The following is a 22,836-nucleotide window of genomic DNA, read 5'->3' as shown; positions in this document are numbered from 1 at the left end:
AGATCAAGATGCGAATAGGTACGGTCCATGACGAGTTCCTTGCATTGGATAACTCATTGTTATCATTTGCAAGTCGCACTTCAAACTAGAACCCACCCCCGTTATACACATCGATTGCATAAGATAGATTATGGAACATAACTCTTTGATTTGGAGCCAGCTTACGCCGATATTATCGGCGCTGAGCGATATATAAATGTCCTGGAACTGGCGAACCTTGCTCGCTACGGACGACAATATCCTCACAACGTATGCATTCCATGCCATGCGCAGATAAAAGCGCACGCACATAGGATTGTGCATGGGCAAAGCGCTGATAATCACCCACCATGAAATCACGTCCGGCAAAACGCTCGTCAGGCTGCGTTTCACTGGAGAAGCCGAAATAGCCTCCGGCTTGCAGATGATTTGCTACGCCTGAAAAGAACTCATCCAGCCCGCCCATATAAGGCAGCACGTCAGTCGCGACGATCAGATCCCAATTGTCTTCTTCAGTGGTCTCAAGAAAGCGAACAGCTTCTCCAACGAACAGCGCGTCGTAATCGCCTTTTTCATACGACACTTCGATCATGTTTTCAGAAATGTCGACGCCCGTTTTGTGGTCTGCCATGTCGTCCAGCGCATCGGCAGAAAGGCCAGTACCGCAGCCAAGATCAAGCATACGCTCAGCCTGAAACTCTTCGTCCATTTCAAGAAGCATTTCGCGCAGCTGCAATGGCACATCGTAACCAAGCTGATCGACAAGGATCGTGTCAAACATCTCGGCGTGTTGATCAAACAGCGTTGCAACATAAGCGTCTGGCGCTTTTGGCGGCACGTTTCCGCGCCCCATGCTGGCAAGGCGCACCGCAGCGCCACCATGGTCTCCCGGGTCGAGTTCCAGAACGGCCTGATATGCCTTTTCAGCGGCATCCAGATCACCGGCTTTTTCCAGCGCAAGCGCATGGTTGTAAGCCTCGGCCAAAGCCTCCTGATCAAATGAATCCGTCGTGCCGGATTTGCCGTTCTGCTTGGACATATCAATCGCCTTTTCTTGAGCCCTTAGTGAACGCGGATAGCCACTAGAAAGCAAATAACTGGGTTAGGGCCGTCTGCTCCATAAAAGGAAAGGGCGAGGCGAAACCACTCGCCTGCCCTCCTACCCTCATATGAGGATCACAGCAAGAACCAGTTCTATTCAGCTGCTGCAGTCGCCGTATTTGCAGCAGGCTTATGATCGGCAAGTTTACGCGCAATCACTGCGCAAGCCATCAGCTGGATTTGGTGGAAAAGCATCAAAGGCAACACCACACTACCGACATTTGCGCCTGCAAATATAGCACTGGCCATCGGCGCACCACTGGCAAGGCTCTTCTTGGAGCCACAGAACATGATCGTGATACGGTCGGCGTGATTAAAGCCCAGCGCCTTGCTGCCATACCAAGTCGCCAGCATGACAATCACCAGAAGCAGAATATTCACGCCGATCATTACACCGAGATCATTCCAGGAAACTGTATGCCATAGACCTTCGACAATCGCTTCACTGAACGCCAGATAGACAACCATCAGGATCGAGCCCCTATCGACAAATCCGAGCGATTTGTTGTGACGACGCATGAAATTGCCGATCCACGGCTGCAAAATTTGCCCAAGAACAAACGGTGCAAGCAATTGAAGCAGAATGGATTCAAGCGCATCGACAGAAATACCGCCGCCACCTTTCACTGCGAAAAGCAGGCCGACAAGCAATGGCGTCAGGAACATACCGAAAATGTTGGATGCAGAGGCCGAAACAATGGCAGCGGAAACATTACCGCCTGCCATCGAGGTAAAGGCGATTGACGATTGAACCGTAGAAGGCAGAACGCAGAGATAGAGAATGCCGAGATAGAACGGCGATTGTGCCAGTCCCGGAATTGTCCAGCCTGCGGCCAGTCCCAAAATCGGAAACAAGACGAATGTCGAGCATACGACCGCCAAATGCAGTCGCCAGTGCGTAACACCCGCAACAACCGCTTCACGCGACAAACGTGCGCCATGCAGGAAGAACAGAAGTCCAACCGCGATTTTAGTAGCAATCCCGAACCACTCAGCGAAATCGCCCTGCACCGGAAGGAATGACGCAAGCAAAATGGTTGCAATCAACATGCAAGTGAACTTATCGGGCAGAAAACGCATTATCTCGGTAGTCCTTCATTACTTCGGGCCGTAAACCGGCCAGCCATCCCTCCAGTTGTAATAGTCCAATCAGACTTTGGTACAATACTTAAGGATAGGTGGCGCATATAGCCGGTTCACTTTTCCGGGAGAACAGGACTGAAATACAACAGCCCTACTCTGCCGCTTTATTCATATCCGTTTGGATTTTTAGACTGCCAGTTCCACATGTCCTGACACATTTCACGAAGGTCTTTTTCAGCGGTCCAGCCCAGAAAATCACGCGCGAAAGCAGGATCGGCATAGCATTCGGCAATATCACCTGGGCGGCGCGGCGCGATCTCGTATTTGATCTCACGGTTTGACACATGCTCGAAAGCCTTGACTACATCAAGAACGCTGTAGCCCTGCCCTGTACCCAGATTGACTGAAAAGCACTTCGGTTCATCAAGCTTTTTAAGCGCTTTCAGATGCCCGGCTGCAAGATCAACAACATGGATATAATCGCGGACACCTGTGCCATCCGGCGTGTCATAATCATTGCCCCAGATATTGAGCTTCTCGCGACGGCCCGTCGCAACCTGCGCGATGATTGGCATCAGATTGTTTGGGATACCCTTTGGATCTTCCCCAATCAGACCGCTTTCATGTGCCCCAACTGGATTGAAATAGCGCAGGATCGCAATTTTCCAGCTGTTATCGCTGTTATAGAGATCGCGCAGCATATCTTCGATGACGAGCTTCGTGCGGCCATAAGGATTTGTTGCGGACAGTGGCTGATCTTCGGTGATGGGGAGTTTTTCCGGATCGCCATAAACCGTGGCCGAAGAGCTGAAAACCAGCGTTTTGACGCCTGTAGTTTCCATCGCCTGCAACAAGCGTAGCGTACCTAGCACATTGCAATCATAGTAATGCAGCGGCTTTTCGCTCGACTCACCTACGGCTTTCAGCCCGGCAAAATGAATAACAGCCGTGCATTTGTGACGTGTAATTATCTGTTCCAGCAGGGTACGGTCGCGAATATCACCAGGTTCGCGAATTGGCGCACGCCCCGTGATCTTTTCCACACGATGGAGAGCTTCCGGATTACTATTATCAAAATTATCGACCACAACCACGTCGTGGCCAGCCTCAATCAGCTGTACGCATGTATGAGAACCGATATATCCGGCACCACCAGTTACAAGAATCGTCATTCTTTAAATACCTGCTTGTTGAACATACTGCCCCAATGTGCGATCCCCCAAAGGCGTTTATTGGCTGACTATGCAAAAACCATAGCGGACTGCAACCCAAACCCTTCGATTCTCGCAGATTGCCTCAACAATGCGACATCAATTTAATGGAGCGAAGATGGAACCCTCCCGCAATATCGACCGTCTTCTCGAAATCATGGTCGCTCTGCGCGATCCGGAAACCGGCTGCCCATGGGATGTCGAGCAGACTTCAAAATCCATCGCACCTTACACGCTGGAGGAAGTCTATGAGGTTCTGGATGCCATTGAACGCGACGATGTGGATGATCTGCGCGAAGAGCTTGGCGATCTGTTGCTACAAGTCGTATTTCATGCGCGCATGTCGGAAGAACAGGGAAAGTTCGGTTTCGGTGATGTCGTGGAAGCCATCACGCACAAAATGATCCGCCGTCATCCGCATGTCTTTGGCGATACTGAGGCCAGAAGCGCTGGCATGGCGAAGGGCTCGTGGAATCGCATCAAAGCGGAAGAGAAGGCCGAGCGTGCAGAACGCCGCGCTAAACTTGGTTTGGAAACCGTTGAGAAAACACGTTATCTCGATGATATTCCAAATGCCTTCCCTGCCCTTCTACGCGCGCTGAAACTCCAGCAGAAAGCCGCCAAGGTAGGGTTCGACTGGTCGGAAGCAGCGCCGATTCTTGACAAGATCGCTGAAGAAACTGCTGAACTCAAAGAAGCAATGGCCGCTGAAGACAAAGCTAATATCGCCGAAGAATACGGTGATCTGCTTTTCGCGATGGTCAATCTGGGTCGACATCTGGAAATAGATGCCGAAACAGCCCTGATCGCGGCGAATGACAAATTCAAGCGCCGCTTTGATTTCATTGAGAAATCCTTGAAGGATACAGGCAGCAGTCTTGAGGCCGCAGAACTCGACGAGATGGAAAATATCTGGATCGAAGCAAAGAAAAAGGGGCTGTAATCAGCCCCTCAAATCTATAGCATAATTTCTAAAACTTGAATCAGCTTAAAATGAAATTATGCTTTAAAATCAAAATTTTATAGCGGCAATTGCGCGCCCAGCAGGGTGCACGGCTCTCTAATCGTCCCACTTCGGTCGGAACATTTGATAGACATCATCGGTCGTCGCATAGTCCATATAGCCAAGCCGTGTGACGGGCTTGGCTTTTCTTATGTCAAACAGTCCATCAGTCAGCACGCTTTCATCGATGTGAACGCCGACAACTTCACCGATGACCATATAATTGTCGGTCGGCCTGCCCTCTTTGTCCTGTAGACGTTTGGTCTCGACTGCAACGCATTCGAGTGCTGCATAAGCTTCTTTTACATATGGTGCTGCAATGACCTTGCTGTGGGCAATACCAAGGCCTGCATATTCAAACTCGCTCACACTGCGTGGCGCATTGACCGAAGAAGCATTCATCTTCTCTTTCAGATGGTCACTGACCAGACTGGCGGTAAACTCACCTGTTTCCTCGATGAATGTAACGCTGTCTTTCACACCTGAAGACGAAAACATCACCATAGGTGGCGTATCGCAGATGGCATTGAAAAACGAGTACGGAGCCAGATTGACGCTTCCTGATGCCGAACGCGTACCGATCCAGCCAATCGGACGCGGAGCGACAATTGCCTTGAACGGATTATGGGGCAGTCCGTGACCATCTTCTGGCTTATAAAACATCTTGTTTTCCGTAGTTTATCAGAGAAAACTAACCTAGTTTATTCAGTCCAAGGTCCACTATAGTCGGAAACGATCTTTTCCATATCGGCGCGCGGACGCTCAGGCATCTTGTTTTCTGCTGTCCCGATATGCACGAAACCGGCAACCCGTTCATTCGGAGCAATCCCCAGATGAGCGCGTGCAGGCGCATCGTCGGAATACCAATTGGTGATCCAGTTGGTGGCATAACCAAGCGCATTTGCTGCGGTGCAAAGGTTCATTGCAGCAGCGCCTGCCGACAGAAACTGCTCCCATTCCGGAATGCGCTCGTGAGCGACTGGCGAAGAAACCACACCGATTACCAGTGGTGCGCGCGCAAAACGCGCCCTCTCCTGATCCTTCCGACTGTCCGGCAATGGGCCTTCCCGCTCTTCTGCGCGCTTGGCAAGATATTCACCAACCTTGTGACGAACATCACCACGATAAAGAATGAAACGCCAAGGTGTCAGACGACCATGATCCGGCACGCGCGCTGCCACTTTCAGCAATTCGTCCAGTTCAGCGCCTTCGGGTGCTGGTTCTGAAATAGCCGAAATAGGTGTGGAGCTGCGCTGAGCCAGAAAATCAAACACCGGATGTGTCACGGGGGGAAACCTCATCGCTAAAATCTGCATATGTCACTCCACTTAAAGCATAATGCGACCAGAGTGAAATGGAGATCGCCAAGATTATGCTGGAAATGGAATGTGACTGCTTCTCACCTGTCATTGTTGGCCTGTAAAGCCAAGAATCTGTGACAACGCATGAAGCGCCCATATAAATTGCCATGTCTATGGTCGATTTGGCCTTGAATTCGCCACCCGCTTGGGGTCAAAACATGTCCATGTCAGATACTATGGGTCTGTTTCGAGCAAACAGTGCAAAATCATCGCGCAGCAAGTCACTTGCCGCGACCCTTTCTTTTGTCCTGATTGCTTCGTCTGCTTTAGCGCAAGGCCCCGGTGGCCCGGGCGGACCGGGTGGTCCCGGCGGCGGAATGGGCGGGGGATTTGGCGGCGGTCCGCAGGGAGGTCCCGGCGGCGGCTTCAAATTACCGAATTTCCAGCTTGAGACACCAGCTGCACCACCTGCCATGCAGGCCCCTTCCGGCGGAAATGGATCAGTTCAGACCAACAGCACTAGCGGCTTGCCAAATTTTCCAGAGCCAAAGCTTAATTTGCCAACGCTCAGCCCCTACGCAAGCCCAATAAGCCCTGAAAACAATCCTCTTGTGAAAACAAGCGAACTGGATCTCAAGGCACGTCTCAAACAAGACGGTCCGGATATTTCGACCGGGCTTGTCTGGCGCGTCTTCGCACCTGAGGTTGGGGCAGATGGACAACTCGCGCTCATCGCTTCTTCAAAGGGCGGCAGCACAGTTTTCAATCTTCCTGAAGGTAGTTATCTCGTACACGCCGCCTATGGCCGTGCGGGAGCAACCAAGCGCATCACACTGACCAATGCCAGCCGCCATGAAGTAATGACCCTCGATGCAGGCGGCATGAAGCTCAGTGCAGTTCTGCCAGATGAAGGCAAAATCAAGAGCGACCTGGTGCGATTCTCGATTTATGCCGACGAAGACAACAATGACCGCTCGCTCATCGTGCCGGATGTAAAACCAGATACGATCATCCGTCTGAACAGCGGCACCTATCATGTCGTTTCCAACTACGGTTCTGCAAATGCCATCATTCGCGCAGATATTCGCGTCGAAGCAGGCAAGCTGACGGAAGCCACCGTTCAGCATCGTGCGGCCGAAGTTGTGCTGAAGCTTGTTCGCGAAAAAGGTGGCGAAGCGCTCGCCGATACCTCCTGGTCAATCTTGAACGCTTCCGGTGACGTCGTTCGCGAAAGCGCTGGCGCCTATTCTTCACTCGTTCTCATCGAGGGGGACTATGTCGCCGTTGCCAAGAACAAGGACCGGATTTATCAGCGTGATTTCAAGGTTTCATCGGGCAAGAATGAAGATGTCGAGGTTGTCACAAGCAAGGAATTTGAAGCGTCCGACGACACTGTAGATTGATTTCTCACCCATCTATAGCGCATTGCTTCCCTACGCCTGTCAAATTCAGCCCGTAAGAATTATCGTTCTGTGTATGGATGCATAAAAAACCGCGCCTAAGCGCGGTTTTATTTGATTACTTCTTCAGACGAAGAAGATCTGGTGGCGTCGCCTCTTCTGTCAGACGAGCAATCGCTTCGTCCAGCGTCATGGCTTCCTGATCGCGCGATCCGAGACGGCGCATATTGACCGTCTTTTCCTCTGCTTCACGCATACCGCAGACGAGAATGACCGGAACCTTCTGCAACGAATGTTCGCGAACCTTGTAGTTGATCTTCTCGTTACGAACGTCAGTCACGACCTGGAGGCCAGCAGCCTTGAGCTTTGCTGCAACTTCAGCAGCATAGCCGTCAGCTTCAGACGTAATGGTCGCAACGACAACCTGAATCGGTGCAAACCACAGTGGCATGTGACCGGCGAAGTTTTCGATCAGAATACCAAGGAAGCGTTCCATCGAACCGCAGATCGCGCGATGGATCATCACCGGCTGCGTCTTCTCCGAATTGCTGTCGATATAGAATGCGCCAAAACGTTCCGGCAGGTTAAAGTCAACCTGTGTCGTTCCGCACTGCCATTCACGGCCGATCGCATCCTTCAGCGTGTATTCGAACTTAGGACCGTAAAACGCACCTTCTCCCGGCAGAATACCGGTCTTGATGTCTTCCGACTGTTCCGCGATTTGCTCAAGAACCGTCATCATCACGCTTTCAGCGCGATCCCACAATTCATCCAAACCCACACGTTTTTCAGGGCGCGTCGAAAGCTTGATCGTGATCCCTTTAAAGCCGAAGTCCTTGTAGACCGACAGGATAAGATCATTGATGCGAAGGCATTCGGCTGCCATCTGCTCTTCGGTGCAGAACACATGCGCGTCGTCCTGCGTGAAGCCACGCACACGCATCAGACCATGCAATGCGCCCGATGGTTCGTAACGATGCACATTACCAAATTCTGCAAGCTTTATAGGCAGATCGCGGTAAGACTTAAGACCATGTTTAAATATCTGAACGTGACCTGGGCAGTTCATCGGCTTCAACGCGAACACGCGATCATCGTCGGTATCGTCACCGGCAACAGTCACCTTGAACATGTTGTCACGATACCAGCCCCAGTGACCGGATGTCTCCCAAAGGGACTTGTCCAGAACCTGTGGTGCATTGACTTCCTGATAGCCGTGGCTGTCGAGACGGCGGCGCATATAGGCGACCAACGTCTGGAACATGCGCCAGCCTTTGGCGTGCCAGAACACAACGCCCGGACCTTCTTCCTGAAAATGGAACAGGTCCATTTCACGGCCCAAACGGCGGTGATCTCGCTTCTCGGCTTCTTCAAGCATATGAAGATAAGCGTTGAGATCGGCATCATTGGCAAATGCCGTGCCGTAGATGCGGGTCAGCATCGGGTTGTTGGCATCGCCGCGCCAGTAAGCACCAGCAACCTTCATCAGCTTGAATGAATTGCCGATCTGACCCGTGGATGCCATATGCGGGCCACGGCAAAGATCGAACCATTCGCCCTGATTATAGATCTTAAGATCCTGGCCTTCAGGGATCGCATCAACGAGTTCGACCTTGTAGCTCTCGCCCTTATCGGCAAAAACCTGCTTGGCCTTCTCGCGCGACCACACCTGCTTGGTGAACGGCTTGTTGCGCTGAATGATTTCGCGCATCTTCTTTTCGATCACCGGAAGATCATCGGGCGTGAAAGGCTCATTACGCGCAAAGTCGTAATAGAAACCGTTCTCGATGACTGGACCGATTGTTACCTGCGTTCCCGGAAAGAGTTCCTGCACAGCTTCAGCGAGAACGTGAGCCGTGTCGTGACGGATCAGTTCCAGCGCGCGCGGGTCTTCGCGGGTCAGAATTTCGATTGCACCGGAAGCGCCAAGCGGATCGGAGAGATCGCGCACGGTACCGTCAACGGCGTAAGCCACGGCCTTCTTTGCAAGTGATTTGGAGATGGATTCAGCTAATTCGGCACCGGTTGTTGCGGCATCATATTCGCGCACCGAGCCATCAGGAAACTGCATAGATACATTCGACATCATTTTCTTCCTTATCCAGTCCCGCCAACGATTGCGGGTGGTTTTGCATGAAACGATCCTGCTCAAGCTGTCAGAACCGCCTATATGTTGCTTGCACAACAGGAATTGTAGCATTCCAGCAAAAGCGCGAGCGGTTCTGCGTCGGATACTGCGTAGAAACAAACAGTTACAGCGGCTCCAAAGATTCAGTCTTAACTGGACCCGCTGTAACGTTTGGGTATTAATCTTTTTTGATTAATAGGTAAAGCAAAAGCGCCGTGGCAAACTGCATCACGGCGCCTTCGGCATTCTGGAAACTGGATGAACTCAGTTGCGGATGGCGAGGCAGGGAACGCCCTGCTGCTTGAGCTTCGCACAAGTCTTTTCAGCTGCATCCGAATCCTTGAATCCGGAGAAGCGAACACGGTACATCTTGCGGCCGCGCGGAGCGGTCGAAATTTCAGCCTTTGTACCCGGCACCAGGTTGCTTACAACCGGCAAATACTTGGCTTGCAGTTCGTCTGCGCCCTTGCGAGATGGCGTTACACCAACCTGAACACGCCATGCAGACATGGCAGACTTCACCAGAAAGCCGCCGTCGCCCTGCTCGATCTTGTTGTCGTCGATCATATCGGCAACAGCATCAACCTTTGGCTTCTGTGGCTTAAGCGGCGAGATAACGGGCAAAGGTGTCTGAATCGAAGCTGTAACGATTTCGTCTGTGGACTTTCCAGCGCCTTCCGTGCCGAAGCGCGTCAGGAGTTTCGCCATGCGGTCATCACGCTCGCGCGATGAGCCAGCGCCAAGCACAACGCCTACGAGATGCTTGTCATTGATGATTGCTGACGAAACGAGGTTATAGCCAGAAACATCTGTATAGCCGGTCTTGATGCCGTCTACGCCCTGATAGCGATACATCAGATTGTTGTGGCCGTTGAACGGACGGCCTTTATAGGTAAAGGAGCGCTCCGAAAACAGCGCATACTCTTTTGGAAAATCGCGACGCAGCGACATGCCAAGCACAGCCATATCGCGCGCGGTTGTCAGCTGGGTCATCTTCGCCGTCAAACCCGATGGGTTGGCGAAATAAGTGCTTTTCATGCCGAGGTTTCGGGCTCTTTGCGTCATCAGGCGGCCAAAGCCCGCTTCCGATCCACCGAGATATTCGCCAACAACCGTTGCGGCATCATTTGCCGAAACGATAACCATACCCATGACGGCATCACGAACAGAAATTGTTTCGCCAGCTTTCAGATACAGCTTCATTCTGACTTTTACAGATGCGTTCTTGGAGATCGGCATTTGATCATCCCAATTCAGCCTGCCAGTCTTGAGAGCCTCAAAGGTCAGATAGAGCGTCATCATCTTGGCCAATGAAGCAGGCGCGTGCTGCTCGGTTGCATCGTCTTGTCCCAAAACGACGCCAGTATCGGCATCAAAAACCACCCATGAAACATTCGCCATGGCGTTGGTAGCGCAGAAGATGCTGGCACCAAGCGCAACACCGGCAATCAGCTGGGAGATGCGGGACAACGATTTATGCATATTGGCTCACATGAAAAGAAAACTAGATGCAAATGAAGCCGAATTGCGGCGCGAAAAAGACGCCGGGCCGACCTGATTTCCTTTTCCCGATAAAACAGAATTATCATTAACGAATTCTAATCAACGGGCAATAAACTAACAGATTTGTTGCAATCTTTTAAAAACAAACACTTAGCTTGTGGGTGACGAGACCCGCCAGTAGCGCCAAGGCAAATACCAGCGATAATAGGCCGACAATTCTCGCGGAACAGGATCGAATCCGTGAGTTCCCATGGGGCCGCAACGCATTATCCGGAACAGTCCCATCCAGCTGCCGTTCCACAATCCGTAACGGGCCACAGATTCGTAGGTATATTCAGAACAGGTCGGCATATGTCGGCAGGAATTGCCGATAAAGGAGGACAGCGTGAGCTGATAAAGCCTTATCAGACTGGTGCCGAGCACCCTGCCCGGCGTTTTGCGCCATGGATCGGTAAAATTGCGGGTCTGGCGCTTTCCGGTTGCCGTCGCACCGCCCGAATGATCTTTCCCGCAACTGCACATATGCTATCCTAAGCCGCCTGCACCTTTTCTTCGATCTGGCGAATGCAATCGATAACCGCGTCGAATGTCAGAAGCGTCGATGCATGACGGGCTTTATATTCACGAACCGGTTCAAAATATTTGAGATCCTCAAAACGGCCTTCCGGCGCAGGGCCGTTTTCCTTGAGCATCTTATACATCGAATCGCGCACGACGCGCAGCTCTTCCGACGTGCAGCCAATCACATTGCGCGCCATGACCGACGATGAAGCTTGTCCCAATGCGCAGGCCTTCACCTCATGCGCGAAGTCTGTAACCACGCCGTCTGACATGCGCAGATAGACGGTAACTTTGGACCCACATAATTTGGAGTGAACAGTTGCGACCGCATCGGGGTCAGCAATTCGTCCGAGTCTTTCAATATTCCCTGCAAATTCAAGGATACGTTTGTTATAAACATCGTCGATCATTGAGGGAAACCTTCCGCCTTTCCGGAGAAAAATGTAAAATTGTCGTCCGGTTACGGTTTGAAGTTGCAATTTCCTGTCTATATAATAGGCAAGTAGCGACTGCGCCATGGGTAGATTATCACATGGTGATGAGTAGCCGCGGAAATGCCCGTCCGGCAGCTTGGTGTTGCCGGATCAATACATCGCACGCTCGCAAATCAGACTATTGGGCGCATCGTTGTATTGTCCGTTTAACTCGTCTCCTCCTTGAAGGAGACTACTGGAGAATACTGATGGACGCTCGCATCCTCAAGATTGATGACGAATCCAATCCGTCTGCAGACCTGCCACGGCCAACTCAGGCCGAAGCAGAAGCTGCTGTGCGCACTCTTCTTCTTTGGGCAGGAGACAATCCTGACCGCGAAGGCCTGCTGGATACACCAAAACGCGTTGCCAAATCCTACAGCGAACTTTTCGGCGGCTATGCCGAAAGCCCGGAGGATGTGCTTGGCACCACTTTTGAAGAAGTATCCGGCTATAATGACATGGTACTGGTGAAGGACATCTCCTTCTTCTCGCATTGCGAACATCATATGGTTCCGATCATCGGCAAAGCGCATGTCGCTTATCTGCCAGATGGCAAGGTGCTTGGCCTGTCGAAGATTGCACGCGTTGTCGATATTTTTGCGCGCCGCCTACAAACGCAGGAAAGCATCACTGCCCAGATCGCTGAAAGCATTCAGCGCATTCTGAAACCGCGCGGCGTTGCAGTAATGATTGATGCAGAACATATGTGCATGGCGATGCGTGGCATTCGCAAGCAGGGTTCAAGCACAATCACGACGACCTTTACCGGCACGTTTCAGGAAGAAGTGAACGAACAGGTTCGCTTCATGAGCCTTATCCGCCAGTAAAAAGACAACCAGGCGCAACAATGAGTATTTTTCCCGTCCAGCCTTCCGACAAGAAGGCGATTGAAGAAGGCGCGGTTTTCATGCCGCGCTTTGACGCATCAGGTTTGATCACGGCAGTCGTCACCGACGAACGTGATGGCGAGTTGCTGATGGTCGCTCATATGAACGAGGAAGCACTGCGCCTGACGCTCGAAACCGGGATCGCGCATTACTGGTCGCGCTCCCGCAATACGCTTTGGAAAAAGGGCGAAAGCTCTGGCAATCTGCAAAGCGTGATCGAGCTGCGTACAGACTGCGACCAGGATGCGCTTTGGCTGAAAGTCCGCGTTGCTGGTGATGGTCCAACTTGCCACACCGGTCGGCGCTCGTGTTTTTACCGACAGGTTCAGTCAGAAGATGGTCAGGTCAGCTTGTCGCTAAATGGTTCCTGCGACCACGATCACTAAATTCTCTCACGATCTGTGACCCCTCTCAAATCGATGTGAAGGCGTGATTTTCTCTCGCGCCTTCAATTTGCAGCATTTATTGTTTCGATACAGTGTTTTGATACACTCACCGAAATGAAAGGTGCTTGGTCGATATGCTCGCATGGGGTCAAAGGCGCAAGGCAGCCAATACGCAACCCTTGAAGCCGGAAGAAGAAGTCATCGAACTGCTTCAGGTACGGCATGAACCACGCCGCATTGCGCTTGCGCTTGGCGGTGGTGCGGCGCGTGGCTGGGCACATATCGGTGTGCTGCGTGCGCTTGATGAAGCAGGCATCGAAATCGAAATGATCGCCGGCACCTCAATCGGCGCACTGGTTGGCGGCTGCTACCTTGCGGGCAAGCTCGATCAGCTTGAAGAATTCGCGCGCAGCCTCACACGCCGCCGTATGTTCAACCTTCTCGACATCACATTTCGCGGCAGCGGCCTGTTTGGCGGCATGAAACTTGATAGCCGTATGCGCGAGCACCTCGACGGCTTGCGTCTTGAAGATCTGGATCGCCCATTCGTTGCCGTTTGTACCGAACTGCGCACAGGCCACGAAATCTGGCTCTCTACAGGTCCACTGGTTGAAGCCATGCGGGCATCCTACGCCCTGCCCGGCGTGTTTGAACCCGTCCGCTGGCAGGAGCGCGTGCTGGTCGATGGTGCGCTGGTCAATCCGGTTCCGGTCTCGGTCTGCCGCGCCTATGAGCAACGCCTCGTTCTGGCTGTAAACCTGCATTACGACCAGTTTGGACGTGCTGCGGTCATCAAACACGCTCAGTCTCGTCAGGACACATTGAGCGAAACGATTCACGGTGAGAAGGAAAGCCGCCTCGGTATTACCGGCGTGATGATGGAAGCCTTCAACATCATACAGGACCGTATTTCCCGCGCGCGTATGGCTGGCGACCCACCCGATGTTTCGCTGATGCCCACTGTCGGGCAAATCGGCCTTGCCGACTTTCACCGGGCATCAGAAGCAATCGATATTGGCTATGCGGAAACCGTAAAGCGGCTGGAAGACATTAAAAGATTGCAGGGAATAAGCGGCTGATGGGTGCAGCAGATTCGTCGTCATCTATGGCAAATCCGCATAGATCGACCCCGAAAGCCGCAGAATGGCCACAATCTTGACACCAAGAAGCCAGGAAAACTGAAGTTTTAAGCGCCTTAAATTGCAGTATTACGACTTTTAGGCACTCTTTTTTGAAAAAGATCGGCAGAAGCACAAGATCAGGCTTGTGCCTGTCTGATCGATTTGCTAGATGCCTCCTCGCTGACAAGTTCAGCTTCTACCACACAGTGCGGTCGTGGCGGAATTGGTAGACGCGCAGCGTTGAGGTCGCTGTGGGGCAACCCGTGGAAGTTCGAGTCTTCTCGACCGCACCATTCTCTTCCAAGAGTTTTGATTTCTTTTAAAACGCAGCTCTGCGATCTGGTTAAACACCAGATGAAGCAGGGATTTTTTGCGTTTTAAAATCAGATATTTAAGCCCAACATAAAATAATTTCATTCAATTGTGCTCAACTGCAAGAATGGCCTTGTGCAGTCCAGATTGATTTGCTAAATGCCCTCTCGCTGACATTGTTCAGCTTCTACCACACAGTGCGGTCGTGGCGGAATTGGTAGACGCGCAGCGTTGAGGTCGCTGTGGGGCAACCCGTGGAAGTTCGAGTCTTCTCGACCGCACCATTCTCTCCCCTTAAAAATTTGATTTTTTTGCGCTGCAGCAATGAATAGCTTCTCGAATTTGGGATGTTATCCAACCTGCTAAAATGCTTTATTGCATCGTGCAGACGCCGATCAACGACGGGAAGAGACAATGAAAATCAGCGCACGCAATCGCCTCAAAGGCACAATCGTCGATGTCACCAAAGGTGCAACCACAGCGCATATCCGCATTGATATCGGAAATGGTGTCGTTGTTACCTCATCCATCACCAATGAAGCCGTGGATGAACTTGACCTCAAGGTTGGCAAGACAGCCTATGCGGTGGTTAAAGCATCAGACGTGATGGTCGCCACCGACGACTGACCTACTAAAAACCCCGCTTAAAGCGGGGTTTTTGTTATATATCATTCTTATGCTCGCCCAGTTTCGGTGATCGCCTGTCGAGCTTCAGTTCGGCGTCCGAGAATCGGATTGGCGTACGCAAGCCCGGCACACCATCGGGATCGATTCTCATCTGCCGCGCGATGAATTGCGGATCGGCAAACACATCTTCAACCGTGTTGATCGGCCCGGCGGGCACCCCTGCCTTAGCAAGCGCTGCCAGAAGATCATCCCGTAACCATTGCGTTGTACGCTCTTCAAGTATTGCTGTCAGTGCATCGCGATTGGCGACGCGCGATGCATTGGTGAGGAAGCGGGAATCGCGCGCGATTTCACCGATTCCCAGCAAAGCCGTCAGTTTTGCAAACTGCCCGTCATTGCCGCAGGCGATAATGAAATAACCGTCCGATACAGGCAGTGTCTGATAAGGCGCGATATTGGGATGCGCATTGCCCATACGCTTGGGCGAAACGCCGGACGCCAGATAATTCATCGCCTGATTGGCAAGAACCGCCGACATGCAATCAAACAGCGCCATATCGATATGCTGACCCTTGCCCGTGCGCTCACGCATGATGAGTGCCGACTGGATAGCGATGACGCTGTAAAGCCCGGTGAAAATGTCTGCGAAAGCCACGCCAATCTTCTGCGGTTGCCCGTCCGGCTCGCCAGTCAGATCCATGATGCCGCCCATGCCCTGGATCATGAAATCATAACCCGCACGTTCTGCATAAGGCCCGGTGTGGCCAAAACCCGTGATTGAGCAATAGATCAGCCGCGGATTGATCGCTTTCAGGCTTTCATAGTCGAGGCCGTATTTATCAAGACCGCCGAGCTTGAAATTCTCAATTACCACATCCGCATCGGCAACCAGCTTGCGCACAAGCTCCCTGCCCTCATCAGAGCGAAAATCAGCAATAATCGATTGCTTGCCACGATTACAGGCGTGGAAATAGGCTGCCGACTTTTCGCCTTCAACCTCGATAAATGGCGGCCCCCATGTGCGGGTATCGTCACCTTCAGGGCTTTCGACCTTGATGACGTCGGCACCAAGGTCGGACAGTGTCTGTCCGACCCATGGACCTGCCAGAATGCGGGCCAGCTCAATGACTTTAAGACCCGCAAGCGGTGTATTCTGCATTTCTCAAAACCTTTCCGGCGATCAGAGCGTGTTGCGCTTAATTGTAGCCACCACGCTCGCTCTATTCCTTTGTTTTGAAGCATGTCTTTATCCCAAAACCGGTTCCCACTTTTGGGAGACATGCTTTAGAAGAACGCCTGAATTCCGGTCTGCGCACGTCCGAGAATAAGCGCATGAACATCATGCGTACCCTCATAGGTGTTGACGGTTTCAAGATTCTGCGCGTGGCGCATGACGTGATATTCGATCTGAATACCGTTGCCGCCATGCATGTCGCGAGCCTGGCGCGCAATATCGAGCGCCTTGCCGCAATTGTTGCGCTTGACGATAGAAATCATTTCGGGCGCCATTTTGCCTTCGTCAAACAGACGACCAACGCGTAAGCTTGCCTGCAAGCCCAGCGCTATTTCTGTCTGCATATCGGCAAGCTTCTTCTGATAAAGCTGCGTTCCAGCCAGCGGCTTGTCGAACTGCTTGCGATCAAGACCATACTGACGCGCACGGAACCAGCAATCTTCTGCCGCGCCCAGCACACCCCATGAAATGCCATAGCGCGCACGGTTGAGACAGCCGAACGGACCCTTGAGGCCCGATACATTCGGCAACAATGCATCTTCCGATACTTCCACGCCATCCATAACGATTTCGCCAGTGATCGAAGCACGCAACGAAAGCTTTCCGCCAATCTTGGGGGCAGAAAGACCCTTCATGCCCTTTTCAAGCACAAAGCCACGGATCGCACCATCATGGGCAGTCGACTTGGCCCAGACAACGAAAACGTCGGCAATCGGCGAATTGGAAATCCACATTTTTGAACCGCTGATGCGATAGCCGCCATCAATCTTATCTGCGCGGGTTTTCATGCCAGCAGGGTCGGAACCGGCATCAGGCTCAGTGAGACCAAAGCAGCCGATCAATTCGCCGGAAACCAGACCCGGCAGATATTTCTTGCGCTGTTCGTCGGAGCCATAAGCATAGATCGGATACATGACGAGCGACGACTGAACGCTCATCATCGAACGATAGCCGGAATCGATGCGCTCGACTTCGCGTGCCACCAGACCATAGGAAACATAGCCAGCATTGGCTGCGCCGTATTCTTCGGGAAGCGTTACACCAAGAAGGCCAGCCTGCCCCATCAGACGAAACAGGTCCGGATCGGTCGTTTCATCAAGATAAGCTTTTTCAATGCGCGGCAGCAGGACATCGCTCGCGAAAGCCTGCGCCGAGTCGCGGATCATCCGCTCGTCTTCGGTCAGCTGCTCATCAAGCAGAAACGGATCTTCCCAGTTAAATGCGGCACGCGACATGAATAATCTCCTCAAATTCAGGTGCCCAAATGTGACTGGAAAAGCGGAATCATGCAATGAACGTTTACTCATCGATCTATTCCGTTTAGTAATAGATGATGACATCACTATCGAGACGCCTGCTTCCTTCGACAAGCGCGCTTGCTGCCTTTGATGCAGTGGCGCGACACGAGAGCTTTTCGAGTGCGGCGGAAGAGCTGTCTCTGACGCAAGGGGCTGTCAGCCGTCAAATAGCAGCATTAGAAGAACAACTTGGCGCTGCTCTGTTTGACCGCACCAGCCGCCATGTTTTACTGACCGATGCCGGACGTGCCTATCTGAGTGGGATCAGCCCTGCCCTTGCCTCCATTCGCGCGGCCTCATTGCAGGTCATGTCGCAAATGCGTGGGACAACGCTCAATCTTGCATTTCTGCCGACCTTCGGCACCCGCTGGCTGATCCCGAGAATCCCGCGTTTCGTCGCGCAATATCCGGATATTATTCTGAATTTTGCCACCCGCATTGGCCAGTTCGACTTTGAACGCGAGGGCCTTGATGCGGCAATCCATATTGGCCAACCGGACTGGCCGAATGCCGATTGCACATTTCTGATGGAGGAAACGGTTGCGCCTGTTTGCAGTCCAGCTTTTCTGAAACAGCACGCCATCACCGAGCCGAATGACCTGTTGCGCCTGCCGCTTTTCAACATGGCATCTCGCCCCGGCGCATGGAGCCACTGGTTTAAAAGCCTCGACATTGCAGCACCGGTTGCGGGCGGAATGCGCTTTGAGCAGTTCTCAAATGTCTCTCAGGCTTGTGTCGCAGGTCTTGGGATTGCACTGATGCCGCTGTTTTTGATCAGTGCGGAAATTGAAAGCGGGCAGCTTGTGGTGGCCTATCAGCACACAGTCAAAAGTCCGAGCAGCTATTACTTTGTGACACCGCAGGCGCGTGCAAACACGCCTGCGGTCAAAGCTTTCCGCGATTGGCTTCTTACTGAGGTCAATCGCGAGTTCGATCCTCACGCCATCGAGTTGCTGACGATCTCATAAGAGCGAAGACGCTTCTGATGGTCATAGATCATGCCCGTCACCATCAATTCGTCCGCACCGGTGCGTTCAGCAAACTCGCGAATGCCCTTGTCGACGGTTTCAGGACCGCCCACCACACGACATGATAGCATCTGGCGAACCAGTGCCTGTGCGGAAGGATCAAGCTGCTCCTGATAACCCGCCACAGGCGCAGGCAACTTGCCCGGCCGGCCGCTGCGCAAGTTCACAAATGCCTGCAATTGCGACGTGAACAGATGATGCGCTTCTTCATCCGTATCCGCTGCAATGACATTAAGCCCAAGCATGACATAAGGCTTCTGCAGATATTCGGACGGCTCAAATCGTTCGCGATAAAGCTCTACAGCGCGTTCCATGTCAGCCGGTGCGAAATGGGAGGCGAAGCCATAAGGCAGTCCCAGCATCGCAGCCAGTTGCGCGCCAAACAGGCTGGAGCCGAGAATCCAGACCGGGACATTCAGTCCTGCGCCCGGCACAGCCTGAACGCGCTGTGCGGGATCGGCGGGCTTGAAATAATTGAGAAGCTCTACGACATCGCGCGGAAAATCATTGGCGCTGCTTTCAAGATTCCGGCGAAGCGCATGTGCCGTCAGCTGATCGGTGCCCGGCGCACGACCAAGGCCCAGATCGATACGCCCCGGAAACAGCGAAGCCAGCGTGCCGAACTGTTCGGCGATCACCAATGGCGAATGGTTCGGCAACATGATGCCGCCCGCACCAACGCGAATGGTGGACGTGCCCGCTGCTACATGGCCGATGACGACCGAGGTAGCCGCACTGGCAATACCGGGCATGTTGTGATGCTCCGCCAGCCAATAGCGCGTAAAGCCCAGTTTTTCGGCCTGCTGGGCCAATTCGAGCGTGTTGCGCAGAGACTGTCCTGCATCGCTGCCTTCAGGGACGGGTGAAAGATCGAGTACGGATAAAGGTATCATGCCTGCTCATATGGTGTGGAACGGTTGGAATGCAACAGAGCGTAATCCGACCGGAGTGAAACGAGGATCGACAAGATTATGCTGGAAAGAAATCAGAGCGCCGATCTGATAAAATCAGATCGAAAAGCGATTAATTCCCAACAAAAAGGGCGGCCCACATGTGGCCGCCCTTAATCTGATTATTCAATACAAGTTTCAGTGATGGACAAGTTTCAGTGATGGGCTGCTGCCGCAGGCTCCTTGCCATCTTCCTGCGATGGTACGAACTCGCCTTCCACGTCTTTCTTGGCGATGAACGTATAGAACATCGGAACCACGAAGAGCGTGAAGACTGTACCGATGGTGATACCGGTGAAGATCACCAGACCCATCGAGTAACGAGCCGCCGCACCCGCACCACTCGCGATGATCAGCGGAACAACGCCAAGCGCCATTGCAGCCGTGGTCATCAGAATCGGACGCAGACGGGTTTCTGCCGAGAGGATGATGGCCTCACGACGCGAATGCCCATGCAGGCGACGCTGCTGATTGGCAAACTCCACCATCAGAATACCGTGCTTGGTTATCAACCCGACAAGGGTAATCATACCAACCTGCGTATAGATGTTGAGCGTGCCAAGTCCCAGGTTCAGCGGAACGATAGCACCGAAGATCGAAAGCGGAACCGACATCATGATGATGAACGGATCGCGGAAGCTTTCGAACTGCGCCGCAAGCACCAGATAGATCACGATAACGGCAAGGCCGAAGGCGATCATGATCGTGTTGCCCTGCTCGACTTCCAGACGCGACTGACCGGAATAGTCAAGGAAGAAGCCTTCCGGCATCTTCTGCTGCGCCAGATTGACGAGTGTTTGCAGGCCCTGACCTGTGGTGACACTCGGCATTGGCAGAGCGGAAATCGTTGCCGAATTCAGCTGGTTGAACTGCTCGATAGCGGCAGGCGAAGAGTTCGTCTTGATCTGGATGACAGAAGACAGAGGAACCATCTCGCCCGAAACACTGCGAACATAGAAATCACCGAGCTTTTCAGGATTGGAACGATAGATGTCCGGCACCTGACTGATGATGTCATAGCTGTTTGAATCGCGGTCGAACTGAGCAATCTTTGCACCACCGGTCAGAAGACCAAGCGTCGAGCCAATATCACTCACCTGCACACCCAGCGTTGCAGCCCGGTCACGATCAATTGTGATGGTGGTCTGCGGCGCATTATAGGACATGGAGTTCTGAACGATAATGAACTGGCCAGTCGCCTGTGCTTCGTTTTTGATTTCCTCAGCAAGCTCGAACACCTGACTTGACGGTCCGGTCGACTGAAGAGCAATCGAAATCGGCAAGCCACCACCAGCACCCGGCAGCGACGGAGGCGCAAAGATGAAAGCGTCAACGCCGGCAACCTTGGTCAGTCGGGCAGTCAGGTCTTCCTGAATCTGCTTCTGCGAACGCGTGCGCTCAGACCAGTCCTTCAGCACCCAGAGGGCGATACCGGAGGTTGTGCCACCGTCCATGCCGACAATCTGGAAGCGTGTGTCGAGTTCCGGCAAATCCTTGGTCAGACCATCGATCTGCTCGGCATAGAGGTTGGTATAGGCAGAGGTTGCATATTGCGGAGCCTGGAACATCGAGAACAATGCGCCTGAATCTTCTTCCGGTGCCAGTTCGCTCGATGTGTTCACAAACAGGAAGCCTGTGAGACCAACCAGAGCAATAACGATCATCAGCGTAATCGGGCGATAATTAAGCGACCCCGATACCAGACGATGATATCCCTTTTCGAGCTTCTTGAAGTTCGTATCAATGAACTTCTGGAAGCGCGATGCCTCGCCATGTTTCAACATACGCGCGCACATCATCGGCGAGATTGTCAAAGCGGCAACGCCGGAAATGATAACCGCACCTGCAAGCGTGAAGGCAAACTCGCGGAACAGCGATCCGGTCAAACCACCCGTAAATCCGAGAGGCGCAAACACCGCAGCCAGCGTGATCGTCATCGCGATAATGGAGCCTGTGATTTCCTTCATACCCTTGAAGGCCGCATCCATAGGACGCAATCCCTCTTCGATATGTCGGTGAATGTTCTCCAGAACCACGATGGCGTCATCCACCACCAGACCAATCGCCAGAACCATTGCCAGAAGTGACAGAAGGTTGATTGAGAAGCCCAGAATATACAGGAAGAAACAGACGCCAATCAGCGAAATCGGGATTGTTACAATCGGGATAAGCACCGACCGGAACGAACCCAGGAACACGATAATGACCAGAATAACGATAGCGACTGCTTCGCCGATGGTCGTGAACACTTCGTTGATCGATGAGCTGATCTGTTCGGTCGCATCATAGACCAGATCAAGCGTCATGCCTTCAGGCAAGGATGCCTGAATGGCCGGGAGTTCTTTCCTGAACGCTGTCGCAACATCGATAGGGTTCGCTGAAGGCGTTGGGTAGATTGCAAGGAATGTACCCGCAGAACCATTGAACGAAACGATCGTGTCCTTGCTTTTCGCCGCAAGTTCCACCTTGGCCACATCACGCAGACGAACGACTTCATCGCCGGAAGTCTTGATCGGCATCGCACCGAAAGCTTCCGGTGTCTGCAAGGTCGATTCAAGTGTAATCGAAGAAGCAACAAACTGGTTTTTGGTCGTACCCGGTGCTGACAGGAAGTTCGACGCATTGATCGCAGCCAGAACTTCCGGTGCGGTGATCTGGCGTGCGGCGAGCTGAATTGGATCAAGCCACACGCGCATCGAATAGACCTGACCACCCAGAATTTCGGCCTTGGCCACACCCTGCACCGTGGAGATGCGCGGCTGCATGACGCGTTCCAGATATTCAGTAATCTGCTCGCTCGTCATGTTCGGGTTCTGTGCTGCCAGATACATGGTAGCAAAGCTCTGGCCCGTTCCCTTGACGATAACCGGGTCATCGGATTCAGACGGCAGATTGCCGCGAACCTGATTAACCTTTGCAATCACCTCGGTCAGTGCCGCATCAGGATTTGCGCCAAGCTTCATCTGCACCGTCACCGTGCTCGACGATGGACGGCTGGATGAAGTGACGTAATCGATGTTTTCAGTGGTCGCCACGGATTCCGCGATTGGCGATGTGATAAAGCCCTGAATAAGCTCCGCACTCGCACCCGCATAAGCAGTGGTGACGGTAATAACGGTTTCATCGACCTTTGGATATTCACGCACCGAAAGCTGCGCGATACCCTGAAGGCCAAGGAGAATGATCATGAGAGCGACCACGGTAGCAAGTACGGGTCGCCGGATGAAAATATCGGAAAAACTCATCT

General features: G+C 52.8%; 20 protein-coding genes and 2 tRNA genes. 9 read left to right on the top strand and 13 right to left on the bottom strand.

The genetic code is table 11. The features are described from left to right. Positions 1–172 precede the first annotated feature (172 nt). From QSJ70_RS03030 to galE, 3 genes are all read right to left on the bottom strand, one after another. On the bottom strand, positions 173–1,018 hold the full coding sequence (locus tag QSJ70_RS03030; protein ID WP_285534714.1) for a class I SAM-dependent methyltransferase: 846 nt from the start codon (positions 1,016–1,018) through the stop codon (positions 173–175). A 155-nt stretch (positions 1,019–1,173) separates the two neighbouring features. Then, positions 1,174–2,160 (bottom strand): bile acid:sodium symporter family protein, encoded by a 987-nt coding sequence (locus QSJ70_RS03025; protein WP_007875033.1) that lies wholly within the window; start codon positions 2,158–2,160, stop codon positions 1,174–1,176. A 167-nt stretch (positions 2,161–2,327) separates the two neighbouring features. Then, a complete protein-coding gene (gene galE / locus QSJ70_RS03020) occupies positions 2,328–3,335 on the bottom strand; it encodes a UDP-glucose 4-epimerase GalE (protein ID WP_007875034.1) in 1,008 nt (335 codons plus the stop codon). A 157-nt stretch (positions 3,336–3,492) separates the two neighbouring features. Between galE and mazG the strand changes: the two genes are divergently transcribed. Further along, positions 3,493–4,317 carry a nucleoside triphosphate pyrophosphohydrolase gene (gene mazG, locus QSJ70_RS03015; RefSeq protein ID WP_007875035.1) on the top strand — a complete coding sequence of 275 codons (825 nt, stop codon included), beginning with the start codon at positions 3,493–3,495 and terminating at the stop codon, positions 4,315–4,317. 117 nt (positions 4,318–4,434) lie between these two features. Here the strand turns inward: mazG and QSJ70_RS03010 are convergent, their stop codons facing one another. Next, positions 4,435–5,040, bottom strand: coding sequence for a flavin reductase family protein (locus QSJ70_RS03010; RefSeq protein ID WP_285534713.1), 606 nt, complete (start codon positions 5,038–5,040; stop codon positions 4,435–4,437). 38 nt (positions 5,041–5,078) lie between these two features. Continuing rightward, entirely contained in the window at positions 5,079–5,663 is a 585-nt protein-coding gene (locus QSJ70_RS03005) for a nitroreductase family protein (RefSeq protein ID WP_064320635.1), read from the bottom strand. 488 nt (positions 5,664–6,151) lie between these two features. Between QSJ70_RS03005 and QSJ70_RS03000 the strand changes: the two genes are divergently transcribed. Continuing rightward, entirely contained in the window at positions 6,152–7,081 is a 930-nt protein-coding gene (locus QSJ70_RS03000; protein WP_079211919.1) for an RgsD C-terminal domain-containing protein, read from the top strand. Between the two features lie 115 nt (positions 7,082–7,196). Here QSJ70_RS03000 and thrS read toward each other — a convergent pair whose 3' ends face one another. The 4 genes from thrS to QSJ70_RS02980 form a co-directional block, all read right to left on the bottom strand. Then, positions 7,197–9,167, bottom strand: coding sequence for a threonine--tRNA ligase (gene thrS, locus QSJ70_RS02995; RefSeq protein ID WP_285534712.1), 1,971 nt, complete (start codon positions 9,165–9,167; stop codon positions 7,197–7,199). 303 nt (positions 9,168–9,470) lie between these two features. Next, complete coding sequence (locus tag QSJ70_RS02990; RefSeq protein ID WP_285534711.1) at positions 9,471–10,688, bottom strand: D-alanyl-D-alanine carboxypeptidase; 1,218 nt, start codon at positions 10,686–10,688, stop codon at positions 9,471–9,473. A 171-nt stretch (positions 10,689–10,859) separates the two neighbouring features. Then, complete coding sequence (gene yidD / locus QSJ70_RS02985; RefSeq protein WP_007875042.1) at positions 10,860–11,231, bottom strand: membrane protein insertion efficiency factor YidD; 372 nt, start codon at positions 11,229–11,231, stop codon at positions 10,860–10,862. An 8-nt stretch (positions 11,232–11,239) separates the two neighbouring features. After that, positions 11,240–11,680 carry an iron-sulfur cluster assembly scaffold protein gene (locus QSJ70_RS02980; RefSeq protein ID WP_113485248.1) on the bottom strand — a complete coding sequence of 147 codons (441 nt, stop codon included), beginning with the start codon at positions 11,678–11,680 and terminating at the stop codon, positions 11,240–11,242. A 272-nt stretch (positions 11,681–11,952) separates the two neighbouring features. Here QSJ70_RS02980 and folE point away from each other — a divergent pair, with 272 nt between their 5' ends. The 6 genes from folE to QSJ70_RS02950 all read left to right on the top strand — a co-directional run bounded on the left by folE (position 11,953) and on the right by QSJ70_RS02950 (position 15,079). Next, positions 11,953–12,573, top strand: coding sequence for a GTP cyclohydrolase I FolE (folE, locus tag QSJ70_RS02975; protein ID WP_079211921.1), 621 nt, complete (start codon positions 11,953–11,955; stop codon positions 12,571–12,573). Positions 12,574–12,593: 20 nt separating this feature from the next. Beyond that, complete coding sequence (gene hisI, locus QSJ70_RS02970; RefSeq protein WP_285534710.1) at positions 12,594–13,019, top strand: phosphoribosyl-AMP cyclohydrolase; 426 nt, start codon at positions 12,594–12,596, stop codon at positions 13,017–13,019. A gap of 134 nt (positions 13,020–13,153) precedes the next feature. Beyond that, positions 13,154–14,098 carry a patatin-like phospholipase family protein gene (locus QSJ70_RS02965; protein WP_285534735.1) on the top strand — a complete coding sequence of 315 codons (945 nt, stop codon included), beginning with the start codon at positions 13,154–13,156 and terminating at the stop codon, positions 14,096–14,098. Between the two features lie 250 nt (positions 14,099–14,348). Continuing rightward, positions 14,349–14,433 (top strand) — tRNA-Leu (locus QSJ70_RS02960). Positions 14,434–14,651: 218 nt separating this feature from the next. Further along, a tRNA-Leu gene (locus QSJ70_RS02955) sits at positions 14,652–14,736 on the top strand. Positions 14,737–14,866: 130 nt separating this feature from the next. Further along, positions 14,867–15,079, top strand: coding sequence for a TOBE domain-containing protein (locus QSJ70_RS02950; protein ID WP_064320641.1), 213 nt, complete (start codon positions 14,867–14,869; stop codon positions 15,077–15,079). 34 nt (positions 15,080–15,113) lie between these two features. Here QSJ70_RS02950 and QSJ70_RS02945 read toward each other — a convergent pair whose 3' ends face one another. Next, on the bottom strand, positions 15,114–16,238 hold the full coding sequence (locus QSJ70_RS02945) for a CaiB/BaiF CoA transferase family protein (protein ID WP_285534708.1): 1,125 nt from the start codon (positions 16,236–16,238) through the stop codon (positions 15,114–15,116). A 125-nt stretch (positions 16,239–16,363) separates the two neighbouring features. Then, positions 16,364–17,548 (bottom strand): acyl-CoA dehydrogenase, encoded by a 1,185-nt coding sequence (locus QSJ70_RS02940; RefSeq protein WP_064320643.1) that lies wholly within the window; start codon positions 17,546–17,548, stop codon positions 16,364–16,366. A 98-nt stretch (positions 17,549–17,646) separates the two neighbouring features. On the opposite strand from QSJ70_RS02940, the gene QSJ70_RS02935 reads away from it, so the two are divergent. After that, on the top strand, positions 17,647–18,579 hold the full coding sequence (locus QSJ70_RS02935; protein ID WP_007875052.1) for a LysR family transcriptional regulator: 933 nt from the start codon (positions 17,647–17,649) through the stop codon (positions 18,577–18,579). On the opposite strand, the gene QSJ70_RS02930 is transcribed toward QSJ70_RS02935, so the two are convergent. Both QSJ70_RS02930 and QSJ70_RS02925 read right to left on the bottom strand, forming a co-directional pair. After that, positions 18,549–19,532 carry an LLM class flavin-dependent oxidoreductase gene (locus QSJ70_RS02930; RefSeq protein WP_285534707.1) on the bottom strand — a complete coding sequence of 328 codons (984 nt, stop codon included), beginning with the start codon at positions 19,530–19,532 and terminating at the stop codon, positions 18,549–18,551. The genes QSJ70_RS02935 and QSJ70_RS02930 overlap by 31 nt on opposite strands. A gap of 212 nt (positions 19,533–19,744) precedes the next feature. Then, complete coding sequence (locus QSJ70_RS02925; RefSeq protein WP_007875054.1) at positions 19,745–22,834, bottom strand: efflux RND transporter permease subunit; 3,090 nt, start codon at positions 22,832–22,834, stop codon at positions 19,745–19,747. Positions 22,835–22,836: the final 2 nt, after the last annotated feature.

The sequence above is a fragment of the Brucella sp. NBRC 12950 genome (assembly GCF_030268145.1).
Taxonomy (GTDB): domain Bacteria; phylum Pseudomonadota; class Alphaproteobacteria; order Rhizobiales; family Rhizobiaceae; genus Brucella.
This window is presented reverse-complemented; position numbering and strand designations above follow the sequence as displayed.